Raw genomic sequence first — 13164 nt, forward strand, 5'->3', positions numbered from 1 at the left:
TGTTCATCCCTTCTATACCGGGCGCTGTGGCGTCCACGGTTGCTGCTGCCGAGCCCTCTGATTCAGCCGCCGCCATCCCCAATCGCCTACCCCTCGAACCGCCCTCGCGCGAGCAAGTCCGGCTTTTGCTATTCGGTACTCTCAGCGCCGTACACAGCAACATCCTGCTATTGCACCAGCTAGGCTACGCTGAGCCAAACGATTGGAGCCGACCGATCTCCACCGGCAGGGCGAATGAGGTGATGGCGATTTTGACGAAGCGGGTGGAGGTCGGCTAACGACGTAGTTTCTGGGTCTTCATCTCTCGGGGAGCGACTCAGGATGAGGGCCAATGAAAGACATCGTGCTGACAGCTTATGTCTTGTAAATACAGGTACACGGTAGCTTTATATCAATTCGGCTAAAGCGGTCATTACTGCGACGATCGAGCAGTTGACAGGCTCACGGTAAGATACGGCTTGTAGTCTTGGATACTACCTAGTCTACAAACCAGTCTGAAGCCAGATGAGGACAAAAGCCGTGCAGTCTCTTCTTCAGGTCGCTCGCAGGATCGACCGCTTTACTAACGCGATTGGCAAACTCGCCTACTGGCTAGTGCTGGTGATGATTGGCGTCGGTGTGTGGAACGTGCTGGGGCGCTACGTGGGTAACGCCATCGGCCAAAACCTCAGCTCTAACGGCCTGATTGAGACGCAGTGGTATTTGTTTGATCTGGTCTTTCTGCTCGGTGCGGCCTACACTTTGCAGCATAACGATCATGTGCGGGTCGATGTATTCTATGCGCGGTTTAATCAGAAGCAGAAGGCGATCGCAGATCTGATCGGCACTATTTTCTTTCTCATTCCCTTTTCCGTACTTGTCTTATATTTTTCTTGGGGCGCTGTCTCCAAATCTTGGGCCGTTCGCGAAACCTCCCCCGATCCGGGCGGTCTGCTCCGCTACCCGATCAAAACGATGATTCTTGTCTGCTTTGTTCTACTCGTATTGCAAGGCATTTCTGACGCGATTAAAAATTGGGCTGTCATTCAAGGCTATCTCGCTCGACCCACGCTAGAAGAACAGATAGTAGACGGGCAAATAGTAGAAGAACAAGCGCCTGAAGGAGAGAATCGATGATTACTGACTGGCTGGGCCCTGCCATGTTTGCAGGTGCATTGGCGCTGCTCTCGCTTGGCTATCCGGTTGCTTTCTCACTGGGGGGTGTGGCTATTCTCTTTGGCATCATCGGCGTTGCGTTAGGTGTGTTCGATCCGATTTTTTTGACGGCGATGCCACAAAGAATCTTCGGCATCATGAACAACTTCACGCTGCTAGCCATTCCCTATTTTATCTTTATGGGCGGCATGTTAGAGAAATCTGGCATTGCAGAAGATCTGCTAGAAACGATGGGCGCACTGTTCGGTCGAATTCGTGGAGGGCTAGCCGTCGCCGTTGTTGTCGTTGGTGCATTGCTGGCAGCGACAACCGGGGTGGTCGCCGCCACTGTTGTGACGATGGGCCTGATCTCTTTGCCGACTATGCTGCGCTATGGATACAACAAAGATCTCGCTAGCGGGGTAATTGCAGCTTCTGGAACGTTGGGCCAAATTATTCCACCCAGTATCGTTCTAGTCGTGCTGGCCGATCAGCTAGGAATTTCGGTTGGAGATTTGTTTCTAGGATCGGTGATTCCAGGATTGATGATGGCGGGGGCATTTGTGGTGCATGTGCTGGCGATCGCATTCATCCGCCCAGATTTGGCTCCTGCCCTTCCTGCCGAACTGATCGACATCAGAGGCCAAGCCCTTTTCACCAAGATCGTCAAAGTGATGGTGCCGCCGCTCGCTTTGATTCTACTGGTGCTAGGCAGCATTTTCTTCGGGGTGGCCACGCCTACAGAAGCAGGTGCCCTAGGCTGTGGGGGCGCAATGCTCTTGGCTGCATTCAAAGGTCAGCTCAAGCTTAGCGGCGTTAGGGCAGTCTGCGACCAAACCCTGCGGACCACCAGCATGGTGATCTTTATCTTGATTGGCTCTACCGCGTTTAGCCTAGTGTTTAGAGGGCTTCGAGGCGATCGGTTTATTGCTGATGTGCTTACTAGTCTGCCTGGCGGAGATATCGGCTTTTTGATTGTCAGTATGGCGACTATCTTCTTGCTTGGCTTCTTTATTGACTTCTTTGAAATTGCCTTTATTGTGGTGCCGCTGTTTGTGCCGATTGCTCAGCAACTCGGCATTGACTTGGTTTGGTATGGCGTCATCATCGGTGCGAACATGCAAACCTCTTTTCTTACACCGCCTTTCGGGTTTGCTCTGTTTTACTTGCGCGGCGTCGCACCCAAAGAAATCACCACAGGAAACCTCTATCGCGGTGTCGTGCCTTTTATTTTGCTTCAGCTACTGGTGTTGGTCGCTATTATCACCTTTCCACAGCTCGTAAGCTGGCTACCTTCGCTTAGTCAGTAGCCTTGCATCAGTAGTTTTACATTCAGCAGCGCCGCAATTCACGCCGCTACCAAATCAGCTTTAGTCCGATTACGCCTAAAAGAGAGAGAATAATTCGCTTGAAGCTGGCCGCGTCAATCTTTTTAGACAGCAGGATTCCAGCAGCCGTGCCCACTACAAATAGAGGCGTACTCCACAGCGCAATCTGCCACAGCTCGGCGGTTAAATGGCCTTCAAAATAGTGACCCGTCAGCGCAAACGCTAGTGCCACCACATAGACACCAGGTAAATTACCCTTGAACTCTGCTGGGCTCCACTCTTTAGAATTGGCGTACATCACCAGCGGCGGTCCGCCTGTCGTCAGAGCGCCCGTTAGAAAGCCAGAGATTCCACCAAATACATAGGCCCAGTAAGGCGACGCTAGCGGCGGCGGTGAAAACATCGGTTGTACTAGTCGCAAGATGTCATAGGCGACGTAGAGCACGATAAAGCTACCTAACAGCTTACGCGCCATTTCTTCAGGGACGTAGTGCAGTCCAGCCAGCCCGATCGGAATAGACACCATCGCCGAAAACACTAGGGGCGCGATCACCTGCCAGTCAAAACTATCCCAATAGTAAAGCCACAACCCCAGGCTGCTGAGTAAGCACATCACCAGCACCAAAGGCACTGCTAGCTGGAGGTCTAGAAAGAAGGGCAGCAGCGCGATCGCCACTAGCGCAAACCCAAACCCAGCCAAGCTTTGAACCGCAGCAGCGAGGCCAATCACCCCACTAATCCATAAAATATTTTCCAAAGAGCCCTACCCGCGCCAGCCTCACAGCAATATCGTGTTTCTACTACGTATATTAACTTATGTAACGCTAATTCTTAGAATTCATTTCCCGCTGTCAGCTTAGCCATCGTTAGCGAGTTTTCCTGGCCAAAGTGGCCTTCAGGCTGTATATTCAACCGCACAGCTTTCGAATTGATGTATCTATTGACTTTTAGCCTACAACTGCGATGGTTTCTACATTCACAAGTGCCAGTGAGGTTTCTACTAGCCCGGTTAAAAACGATACTCATGGTGCTACCGAAGAGATTGCCAGCCAAGCTGTAGACAAAGCGACTCAAGCAACAGCCAAAGAAATAGCCAAAGAAACAGCCAGAGAAACAGCCAAAGAAACAGCCAGAGAGATTGCGCGGCAAATGTCCCAAGAGTGCGTTGCCAGAAGGCTCAGGCAGGTCAATCGCACTATTACTCGGCTCTATGATGAAGCGCTAAGACCCTATGGCCTGACTGTCAATCAGCTCAATATTTTGGCCGTTATTCTCAGCGAAAGACAGATTCAGCCCGGTCAGCTCGGTCAGGCCCTTGGTATGGAAAAATCCACTGTCAGCCGCACGATTGATCGCATGGCGAGAAAAAACTGGCTTCAGGTTTCTGCTGGAAAGGACAGCCGCACTCAGCTCTTGAGGGTGACTGCAAAAGGTCGGCAACTGCTTCTTTCGGTTACGCCGATTTGGGATACCCTGCAGCAAAGCGTCCTCAGCTCGGATGATGGTCAGAATATCCTTCAGATGCTCGCTTTGAACACAGAACCTGTCGAGACACCGCAGGCGCAGATGCCAGATATCGAAGCCCCTCTAGCAGCAGATGATTTTTATCTATAGCTTCAGCTTTTGCTACTTAAGCGTCGCTTATGTTTCTGCTGCTTAAAAAGAGATTTAGCCTACGCACCCGGCAAGCCAGCCGCTTCTTCTCAAATGGCACATCTATTCTTTGCATAGCTCCTATTCACCCGTTGCTTTGCCGCTTCATAACAGATTTTCTAAGCTGTATTCACGAAGCGGAAAAAGCCTAAAGGTTCGTTCTGATTTTTCTCATAAGACTCAGGCTTTCTCTCTTTGAAGACATAAACAGAAAGAACAATCTTATTTTGGAGGTTTGCCATGACTCATTCAACCGCACGCGATCGCCAGCAGTTAGAGCAGCTATGGCGCGTACCGCCTGCTCCTCACAGTCCTAAGCAAGGCGAGCGATCTACGTTGCCTGTCCTTCGCTGGCTAAAAGTGGTAGGCAACAGTCTCGTTAGTTTTCTGACTGATACACAGCAACTGCGTCTTTGGACGAAGAACACTCGCTCTGGCAAGCTCTGGTTTGCCTATGATCCGACCACAGGACAGACAGTCTCTCATAACTCTGAAGCAGCATTGCGCGTTTGGCTAGAACAGCGGCACTATCGATAAGATGATGCCATAGATGTTTGTCATAATAGGCATATAGTAAGTCGGAGACAGCTATATGCCTAGAGATGTGACGCAGACTATGGGTAAGGTTTTAGCCAATTTGACAATTACCAATCGAGCAGATCAAATCAAGTCATCTGTAGGGTTTATTCCTGCCGGTGAGGTTCGTTCTATCGCTTTGAAGAACGTTTTGGTAGATACCGGGGCAACTACGCTGTGCTTGCCAGCAGATACTATTGAAAAGTTGGGTTTGGAGCTGTTGAAAGAGGTTGATGTCTCTACGGCAAACGGTGTGAGCAAGGCGCGCGTTTTTCAAGATGCCAAGATTTTGCTGTGTGGTAGAGAAGGCACTTTTGAATGCTTGGAGTTGCCCGGCGGACAGGAGCCTTTGATCGGTGTTATTCCGCTGGAGATGCTTGGCTTGGAGCCTGACTTGCAAAATCAAAGGCTGAGAATTCTACCGATCGAGTCTTCTAATACCTATCTGACTATTCTCTAAAGTCTCTAGTCCGGCAAACGGCTATGATGGTCAGAGCAAAGCTGCGTATTTAGGAGCTAGTATCATGCCTTTTGGTTTGGGCCTGCCGGAAATGGTAATTATCGGAGTCGTTGCGGTGCTGGTGTTTGGACCAAAGCGGATTCCTGAACTAGGTGGCGCGTTGGGAAAAACTTTGCGTGGGTTTAAAGATGAGATGGATAAGCCTGGCGATGATGAATACTTTGATGATGAAGAGAAGTGAAAAGATAAGCTGATAGAAGAGTTGATAGGAGCCTAGCTCAATTTTTTGATTCAAGCTCTCGCTGTCGAATTTGGATGAATTCTAGAACGGTGGGATGTAGATCAGTAAGAAACAAGGCGGTAAGAGATGGGGATTTCCTCCCCATACCCCTCCTTTGCTACGGGCCTTTATGTGCTGCTTGGGGGCCCGAGCTCCCTGTCGCGCGACGAGAGGTTATGCCCTACTGTACGACACTAAGTTTAACCCGTTGACAATGTTGGCTTCTTCCTCTTCTTTCGGCGAGTCACATTCAACGTAAACACCCTTTCTTTGGAGAGCTCTCGACTCGGCATAGACCTCAGACAGTGCCCTTTCGCATCAAAGGCTTGCCAGTGACGAGAGGTTGCTTCAAAGCGCAAACAAACAGCCTGATTCGGATAGGCTCGTCCAACGCTGTAGTTGCGACCGTAGATGGAAATCTTGCCATCGCTATCGGTTCGCCGCAGCCACACCCCTTGCGAGAGTACTTGGTCTACCCGCTCAAGCATCCACTGCTCAGGACTAGATGAGTAGCTTCTGCCACTGTGTTTGAGGCTAGGGTAGTAGGCCAATCGAGTCTGTTTATCCCGATAGGGATAGCGTTCTCTTTGTAGGTAGTGCGCTCTATTGAGCCGGTGCTGTAGCTCACTAAGCCCAGCGCAATGCTGAGGCTCTACCCACGGCTTTGTGGTGCCATGAGCACGTTCAACCATACCGTTCTCTTGGGGTCGGTAGGGTCGATTCCAAACAACTTCAATCCCAAGTCCTATCAGCCAGAGTGCCAAAGGCTTAGGCAGGTCACCGCCACCCCAGGGCTGGCCGTTGTCCACTCTGATGCGATGTGGCCTTCCCCACTGCTTAAAAGCCAAGCTCAACGCCTTTTGAACCGCTGTGACCGGCACTGCTTCAAACACGTAGTGGGGAAAAAGCTTGACTGAACAGATGCGCGCCACTCACTTCCTCTACCAAAGTTATCCAACTGGCAGGGGAGCCGTCTGCTAGGCGTTGATGAGAGGTTGCATCGAGCTGCCAGACTTCATGTACAAAACGAGCAGGGTCTCGTTTTGCTGTGGGTAGACAACGCTTCGGCGGGTTGGCGATGCCCTCGCGTTTGAACCAACGCTGCAGTGTTCTTTCACTCGGCATCTTGAGTGTGTGCCAGCGTTCTTTGAGCAGCACGAGAATCAGCCCTGCTCCCCAACTGGGATGATGACGCTTGAGCCATAAGGCACTCCGATACACCTTTTGACTGCTATGAATGCTGCTGTTGCCACAATTGGCATAGTCAGGGGCTATCCCATCTGTTCCATAATCTCGATGCCGTCGTACCAACGTCCGCACACTCCAATAAGAGAGCCCGAGCGCATCAGCGATTTTCGCGATCGTTTCGCCTTGCTCACGACGTTCAATGATGTTTTCGCGGATGGGCACCGCAATAGCAGATGGCATGATGCTCTCTCCCGGCTAATAAGATACGACTCACTCACCTTTTACTACTGATTTTTGGCAGGGGGCAAACTTTATGTCGTTCTTTACAGGGCCAACCTCTCGTCGCGTGACAGGAGGCCGTGCGGCCCCCAAGCAGGATATAAAGACTCTTAGCAGAGGAGGGGCGCGGGGAGGAAATCCCCGTTTCTTATTGCCTTGCGCCTTGCCTATTACGCCCAGCGCTCACAAATACAGATCCCCAACCCCGTCGTAACAGGAACTATACAAAATCAGCAGACAGCGGCAATAGCCCTTATTCTTAACACGTCGGCTGATCAAGCTAGCATCCACTAGCAGCCCCTTGTATGTCCCCCAAAATCCTAGTTGTCTTCAACGGTAAAGGCGGCGTCGGCAAAACCACCACCGCCGTCAACCTAGCCGCCATCTTTGCCCAAACTCAATCCGTCCTGCTAGTCGACGCCGATACCCAAGGATCGGCAACCTGGTGGGCAGATCGCGGCGATCGCACCCTAGGATACGACGTCAGTCAAGAAAGCGATCCAGCATTACTTGGTAAACTAAAAGAGATAGACAGCTACGAGCTAATCGTCGTAGACACTCCCCCTGCTCTCAACTCAGAAGTCCTCGCCGCCGTCATCCCCCTGGCCGACTACCTGCTCCTGCCGACCCCGCCTGCACCCATGGACATCGCCGCCCTAGTGCAGACCGTCAAAAAATCCATCGTTCCCGCTGGCGTTGCCCACCGAGTCTTACTCACCAAAGTAGACTCTCGCTCCTTAGGCGAAGCCTTAGAAGCCCAAACCATGCTAATGGAGCTAGACATCCCCGCCTGCCACGCCTTTGTTAGAACCTACAAAGCCCATGAACGCGCCGCCCTAGAAGGGGTATCTATCACTCAGCTAAAAGGTAAAAACGTTACCGAAGCCAAAGCCGACTACAACCGAGTTGCCAACGAAATCAAAAGGGACTGGAAAGACTCATGACCAAAAAGCGGATTGCCGACCTGCTCAAAGAAGAAGTCGAAAAGCCAGTCTCAGACGCTGCCACTAGCGTAGACGAACCGATCACTGAAACCAAAGCTAAAACCAAAAGCACCACCAAAGCATCAGCTAAAAAGACACCTGCCAAAACTGCGACCACCAAACCAGCAGCGACCAAGCCCTCAGCGACCAAAACTGCAACGACTAAGTCCGCCACATCAAAAGCAACCCCGGCCAAATCGACAGCCGCTGACGCCACTATTACCCAGTTAAACAAGAAAATAGAAACATTAGAAACTGCATTGAGCCAGGCAGAAGCTCAGATTAGCGCGCTGCAAGACGACGTTGAAACCCACCAGAATCGTATCTTTGAGCTGAAAGATAGCTTAGAAAAGTCCGAAAGTGAAAACACAGCAAAAGCAGCCGACTTAGAAAAGGTAAGCACACAGCTTAAAGAAGCTAGGCAAACTATCCTCAAGATCAGTGAGCATAAAGAGGCCGAGCAAAAGCGAATAGCCGAAGCAGAAAAACAGGCTGCCGAACAGAAAGCTGCCGAACAGGCTGCCGCAGAAAAACAAGCCGCCGAACAGAAAGCTGCTGAAGAAAGAGCAGCCAAAGAGAAAGCAGAAAAACAGAGAAAGGGGCTGAGCGTTAGACGTCCGTACTCTAGCTACAAATCCATTCCTGAATACGCCATTCAAAGAGACACACCTGCTGGCGGGCAAAACAACAGCATGCTGAACGACGACGATATTGGCTGGGTTGATTAATACGCCAAGTTTGCTGATACATTTGCTGATACCAAAGCAACCGTCAGTGGATGTCCAATTGTTTAGGATGGTGAAGACCCTTCAACTAAAAACGTCAATTTATCATGGCTTATTCTTCGGTAGATTTTTGGCACCTGAAGCTGCCAAAGGCTCGTTCAACGGTTCGATGGGCGGGCCTTGCCATTGCACTGAGCCTAATAGGGCTAGCCGCCTGTGGAAATCCGGTCGCTGACCAGCCCCCTGCCGACCCAGCCGAAGTTCCGAATGCAACAGCGCCTGCCGAAGGCCCCAGTGAAGAAGACGTAGCCGCTATGCGAGCGGAATGGGATGCTCGGATGGCAGAAATTCAGGCGGTCGTAGACGCCACCCCTCGCGATCAGCTCATCGGTAGCTCCGCCACCAAAGGCCCAAGCGACGCGGAAGTGATGATACTGAAATTCTCGGATTTTCAGTGCCCTTACTGTGCGATCGCCGCTGCTAATATGAAAACCTTTACCGAAGACCACGAAGACGACGTGCTCTACGTTTATAAGCAGCTGCCGCTAGTGAGCATTCATCCCGAGGCTAAGCCAGCCGCCAAAGCGAGCTGGGCCGCTGAGCAGCAAGGGCAGTTTTGGATATATCACGACGGACTCTTTGCCTTTCAAGACAGACTGGGCGAAGACTATTACGTGGAGTTAGCCGAGCAAATTGGGCTAGATGTCGAACAGTTTAATCAAGATCGCAACAGCCCAGAGGCCGAAGCTGCCGTCAATCAAGACATCGAGCTAGCAGACGCTTTAGATATACGCGGGACGCCTAACTTTTTAGTGACCAATACAGACCAAAGCTTCCTATTTCCTGGCAACACGCCCTTAGAAGTATTTGAAGAAGCGACTACTAAGCTAGCCTCTACGACCTCACCTTGAGTAAGCATGGCATACGACTCTAAAACCTACGGCCAAAGTCCATTTGGCAATCCGCTTGGGAATTCGCTTGAAGATTCTCAAGCGCCGAATGAGGACGTCGAGAGTACGCCCGTTGAAGCAGGTTCAGATAAAAATCTAAAAGATAAATCAGAACCCGCCGATCAGCTGCAGTCGATTTCAACAATTACAGGCGTTCAATCGGTTGAACAGCTCGCTGACAGGTTAGGCATCGGGCGAGCTGATAGCAGTCCTGAAAATAGCAGCACGGAGACAGACACAGCAACCACAACGAGTCCGTCTAGGCGCAAATCACGCGCTTCTCGTGCTAAAACGTCTAGTCCAAAAACTCCTAGCAAAACCGCCAAACCAAAACAAACTCGCAAGGGTAAGACCAAAGCCTCAAGCAAAACGGCAAAGGCGACAGCAGTAGAACCTGAAACCGTAGACGCTGCGATCGCCCGTCGTTTCCTAGAAGAAGATCGCAATGCCTATCTGTCCTTGCTATACAAAACTGGCATTTCTGGCCTGATCTGGGCCGTGCTTCGCCTGGTTCGCTATCAGCTTTCCGAACGGGCGATCGCGATCATCAACATCATCATCCACCCCGTGCTTATCTCGATGCTGGCGCTGATGGGCACCATCGGCCTCACCTTCTGGCTGCGGCACATCCTCAAAGACATAGCGCTCCACACTCAGCAGTTAGGCATTGACGCCGAAACTACCGACGGCAAAAACTACCGACCTACCCTAGAAATCGTGGGCGACTCCCTAGAATATAATCCCAAGCTTCGCCAGCGACTTTCTCGCCTTTTCAGCACAGCGTCTATTCTTATTTGCACCCTGATTAGCTACGTCATGACCAGTTTGCTACTGCCCTGGGAATAACGTACGGATTGATTCGCTACTATAGCTTTCCGCCCTTTGCTATACAAGCATTTGCCTTCTTCGACTGGTTTTATCACAAAAGCACGAAATGACAAGGTGACACTTCTTGACTCTGTACAAGCTCATTAGTTGCTGTCTGCGTTATTCCTTTTCTTACAAAGAGTTCTATGCTGTTAGCGAACTTCAACATAGAACGTGTGATCGTTCCAGAAACAAGGGATACTGTTGGCCAATCAAATATTAAACGTTTAAACAACGCAAATTCGTTAGTCCAGACAAGGAGTTGAGAATGAATTTACTGGGTTTGAGCCACTATTGCGGGATTGGACAACAGTATCCAAAGGTTTTTGAGATCTTTAGTGCAGTTGCTCACAGTCAAAGTTCAATTCGTATCGTTACGCGGAGTCGGGGTAACTAGCGGCACTACATAGACGCTCGTTGCTGGCATATACTGACGACGTTTACGTCGCAACTCATATTGTCCAATATTCGTTATAAAAGGGCATCCGGCCTGATCAACTTGAGCTTCTGTCTTTTGCGTTATAGTTCTCAGCTTTCTCTGTTGAGCAGTCAAGAAAGCAACGTCTTGCCGCTGGTAGAGATAGGCCAACTCAGCAACAGCACCCGCTTCGTACAACACTTTAAGTCGGCCTAGAATATCATAATTAATCTCTAAGTCGTGAGTAACGCTAGAGAGTTGAGATTTAATTTTTGTTAGATACTCACAGCGCCGATATCGAGATTGGTACGTTTCTATCTCTTCGATGTTATTTTGAGTCTCTTCACCAATTTGTGTGCCTCTAGCAGTCACTTTCTGGGGGAAGTAAGACCAAGCTACCAAAATTACTGAAGTAGTCGTGAGAGTAGTAGCAATAGATTTGAAGACACTAGAACGTAGGCCGGAATTGCTCATACTCGCATCGTTTTCTCTATAATGAATAACTCGTTAAAGCTCAATTACGAGGCTTCACTATAGTAAGTCATTCTCGTCATCTCGTAATTTTTTCCATTCAGCTATCTAAGCAACACTGTCAGCATATAAGTAGTGCATTTGGATGTAGGTATCGCAGCGTATCCTCGACGCACTCTCAAAAGAGTTTGATTGTAAAATCGAACCCTAGCTAGAAATCTCAAATTTTAGACCTTTCGGGGCGTTACTAAACCTGTGTCTCATTCAATGTTTCAGAAAGGTGTTCCCACAGAATCTCAGACAATTCGAGACACTACTAACCATCCAGCCGCTTCAGGCCAAACTTCCCACGTTCGGATATTGAAGGATAGGGATCGCTAGCTAGCATCTTTGCAATTGACGCTACATCGACTCTAGGACTGCCAGTCTCAGAAAATAGTGCGTTCCCAGCAACCCTCCGCACTAAAACCGACTTATCTGTGGCCGCCGCTTCCAATGATTGGATAAATGGGCGCGCTACCTGGATGTCCCTGTTTATAACGACAGGCATGAACCTGCCTTTACACCAGCGCTTGTCTATCCACTTCCACTGATAACCCTCGATCCAGCTCACAGATTCGTCCAGTTGACTCTTGTAAGCCTTGGCTCTGACGGCTGGCTGTACGGCTCTTGTTGAGATATCAAGTAAAAAGCGATCGAAAGCAGGTTGTTTCCCGACCTGACTGAGAACCATAGGCGCTGGACCTGCGGGTGCTGTGATAATCTTCTCGCTCAACCCTTCCGGGATGTCTTGATAGCCAAGAATATCGACGATTACTTGCTTATCTTCTGTCTGTAGGCGACCCCAGCTATACAAATGAGGTAACACACCCCAAAGTGCTTCAAGTACATACTCTAAATCAGTTTTCCGTATAATGGCTGGAATACATTCACGCGCAGCAGTTCTGACTTCTGGAACCCAATCATTCAAGCGGCGCAAAAGAATAGCAAAGAGGAAGCTATTAGGTGCCCCTTTTCCCATCGCTCGCAATGCACGCTCACGTTGATAGCCGTTACCGTTGCAACAATCCACCCACGGAATCAGTACCCGATCATGATGACTCTTCAAAAGGTTGGCAATGACACTCTTGGAGCGCTGAGGTGATCGCCGCATCTCACTACGCATGGCTCTCTCCCAGTACTCTAATCGAGAGATCGACAACTGCGAAGTCGTCTGGACAAACGCTGAGAAGGCTGGTTCTAGTTGATGGCTAGTGTCAGCAGCTTGCAGTAGGTCACGAACCGCAACTGATATTGAGTGTTGTGTCCTTGCCAATTTTTACTTTCCACAGCTTACAAGCATCTATCTCGATCACTTAAGAGATAGTGTCTATCACAACATATCTAGCTACGCTTTCGCATCCAGGTCTTTGCTTAGATTCGGAACGACCTGACGGAGGTAGACCGTGAAGCAGCCCACTTGTTCGCATATCTCGTTGATTGTCAGCTCGCCTGCCTCAGCCAGCGCGATCGCCACCTTCACCTGGCTCTCGTCCAGTGCTTTCGGACGACCACCCATGCGGCCACGCGCCCGAGCAGCCGCCAATCCTGCCATCGTACGTTCCCGCGTCAGATTCCTTTCGTACTCCGCCATCGCGCCGATCACAGAGAAAACCATTTTGACTGACGCGGTAAAAGTATCGAAGCCATCCTGAACGCTGGCGAAGTCCACGCCCTTCTGCTTCAAGTCTTCGATGATGCTCAGCAGATGACTTAGAGATCGCCCTAAACGATCAAGCTTCCGAATCACGAGGATGTCACCTCTCTATATCTGGTCTTCAGAGGCAATTATCCCTAATGATTCTCATCTTTC

Annotated in this window: 17 protein-coding genes; 11 read left to right on the forward strand and 6 right to left on the reverse strand. The window is 50.2% G+C overall.

Translation table 11 applies throughout. The annotated features are described in order from the left end of the window. The 3 genes from IQ256_RS19960 to IQ256_RS19970 form a co-directional block, all read left to right on the forward strand. A partial coding sequence (locus tag IQ256_RS19960; protein ID WP_228025097.1) for a hypothetical protein occupies positions 1–278 on the forward strand: 278 nt, incomplete at its 5' end. Positions 279–519: 241 nt separating this feature from the next. After that, the gene (locus tag IQ256_RS19965) at positions 520–1116 is read left to right on the forward strand and encodes a TRAP transporter small permease subunit (RefSeq protein ID WP_193857318.1); all 597 of its coding nucleotides are present in this window, start codon (positions 520–522) and stop codon (positions 1114–1116) included. Continuing rightward, positions 1113–2444, forward strand: coding sequence for a TRAP transporter large permease subunit (locus IQ256_RS19970; protein WP_193857319.1), 1332 nt, complete (start codon positions 1113–1115; stop codon positions 2442–2444). The genes IQ256_RS19965 and IQ256_RS19970 overlap by 4 nt, the downstream gene beginning before the upstream one ends. Positions 2445–2490: 46 nt before the next feature. Here IQ256_RS19970 and IQ256_RS19975 read toward each other — a convergent pair whose 3' ends face one another. Further along, positions 2491–3219, reverse strand: a complete 729-nt coding sequence (locus IQ256_RS19975) for a sulfite exporter TauE/SafE family protein (protein WP_193857320.1) — start codon at positions 3217–3219, stop codon at positions 2491–2493. A 206-nt stretch (positions 3220–3425) separates the two neighbouring features. On the opposite strand from IQ256_RS19975, the gene IQ256_RS19980 reads away from it, so the two are divergent. The 4 genes from IQ256_RS19980 (at position 3426) to tatA (ending at position 5392) form a co-directional block, all read left to right on the forward strand. Beyond that, the gene (locus tag IQ256_RS19980) at positions 3426–4076 is read left to right on the forward strand and encodes a MarR family winged helix-turn-helix transcriptional regulator (protein WP_193857321.1); all 651 of its coding nucleotides are present in this window, start codon (positions 3426–3428) and stop codon (positions 4074–4076) included. Positions 4077–4355: 279 nt separating this feature from the next. Next, positions 4356–4652 carry a hypothetical protein gene (locus IQ256_RS19985; RefSeq protein WP_193857322.1) on the forward strand — a complete coding sequence of 99 codons (297 nt, stop codon included), beginning with the start codon at positions 4356–4358 and terminating at the stop codon, positions 4650–4652. A 55-nt stretch (positions 4653–4707) separates the two neighbouring features. Beyond that, a complete protein-coding gene (locus IQ256_RS19990; RefSeq protein WP_228025098.1) occupies positions 4708–5151 on the forward strand; it encodes an aspartyl protease family protein in 444 nt (147 codons plus the stop codon). A 64-nt stretch (positions 5152–5215) separates the two neighbouring features. Continuing rightward, entirely contained in the window at positions 5216–5392 is a 177-nt protein-coding gene (gene tatA, locus IQ256_RS19995) for a twin-arginine translocase TatA/TatE family subunit (protein WP_193857323.1), read from the forward strand. A 239-nt stretch (positions 5393–5631) separates the two neighbouring features. On the opposite strand, the gene IQ256_RS20000 is transcribed toward tatA, so the two are convergent. Then, on the reverse strand, positions 5632–6324 hold the full coding sequence (locus IQ256_RS20000; RefSeq protein WP_228025099.1) for a hypothetical protein: 693 nt from the start codon (positions 6322–6324) through the stop codon (positions 5632–5634). Next, positions 6317–6859 (reverse strand): helix-turn-helix domain-containing protein, encoded by a 543-nt coding sequence (locus IQ256_RS20005; RefSeq protein ID WP_193857325.1) that lies wholly within the window; start codon positions 6857–6859, stop codon positions 6317–6319. The genes IQ256_RS20000 and IQ256_RS20005 overlap by 8 nt, the downstream gene beginning before the upstream one ends. Before the next feature lie 344 nt (positions 6860–7203). Between IQ256_RS20005 and IQ256_RS20010 the strand changes: the two genes are divergently transcribed. The 4 genes from IQ256_RS20010 (at position 7204) to IQ256_RS20025 (ending at position 10402) form a co-directional block, all read left to right on the forward strand. Further along, a complete protein-coding gene (locus tag IQ256_RS20010; RefSeq protein WP_193857326.1) occupies positions 7204–7842 on the forward strand; it encodes a ParA family protein in 639 nt (212 codons plus the stop codon). Next, positions 7839–8609 carry a hypothetical protein gene (locus IQ256_RS20015; RefSeq protein ID WP_193857327.1) on the forward strand — a complete coding sequence of 257 codons (771 nt, stop codon included), beginning with the start codon at positions 7839–7841 and terminating at the stop codon, positions 8607–8609. Before IQ256_RS20010 ends, IQ256_RS20015 begins: the two co-directional genes overlap by 4 nt. A gap of 104 nt (positions 8610–8713) precedes the next feature. Continuing rightward, positions 8714–9517 carry a thioredoxin domain-containing protein gene (locus tag IQ256_RS20020; protein ID WP_228025100.1) on the forward strand — a complete coding sequence of 268 codons (804 nt, stop codon included), beginning with the start codon at positions 8714–8716 and terminating at the stop codon, positions 9515–9517. Positions 9518–9523: 6 nt separating this feature from the next. Beyond that, positions 9524–10402 (forward strand): hypothetical protein, encoded by an 879-nt coding sequence (locus IQ256_RS20025; protein WP_193857328.1) that lies wholly within the window; start codon positions 9524–9526, stop codon positions 10400–10402. Between the two features lie 382 nt (positions 10403–10784). Here IQ256_RS20025 and IQ256_RS20030 read toward each other — a convergent pair whose 3' ends face one another. The 3 genes from IQ256_RS20030 to IQ256_RS20040 all read right to left on the reverse strand — a co-directional run bounded on the left by IQ256_RS20030 (position 10785) and on the right by IQ256_RS20040 (position 13101). After that, positions 10785–11315, reverse strand: a complete 531-nt coding sequence (locus tag IQ256_RS20030) for a hypothetical protein (protein ID WP_193857329.1) — start codon at positions 11313–11315, stop codon at positions 10785–10787. A 313-nt stretch (positions 11316–11628) separates the two neighbouring features. Continuing rightward, on the reverse strand, positions 11629–12477 hold the full coding sequence (locus tag IQ256_RS20035; protein ID WP_193857330.1) for a hypothetical protein: 849 nt from the start codon (positions 12475–12477) through the stop codon (positions 11629–11631). A gap of 222 nt (positions 12478–12699) precedes the next feature. Next, a complete protein-coding gene (locus IQ256_RS20040) occupies positions 12700–13101 on the reverse strand; it encodes a recombinase family protein (protein WP_370623498.1) in 402 nt (133 codons plus the stop codon). Positions 13102–13164 lie beyond the last annotated feature (63 nt).

Source organism: cf. Phormidesmis sp. LEGE 11477, from assembly GCF_015207105.1.
Taxonomy (GTDB): Bacteria; Cyanobacteriota; Cyanobacteriia; order Phormidesmidales; family Phormidesmidaceae; genus Phormidesmis.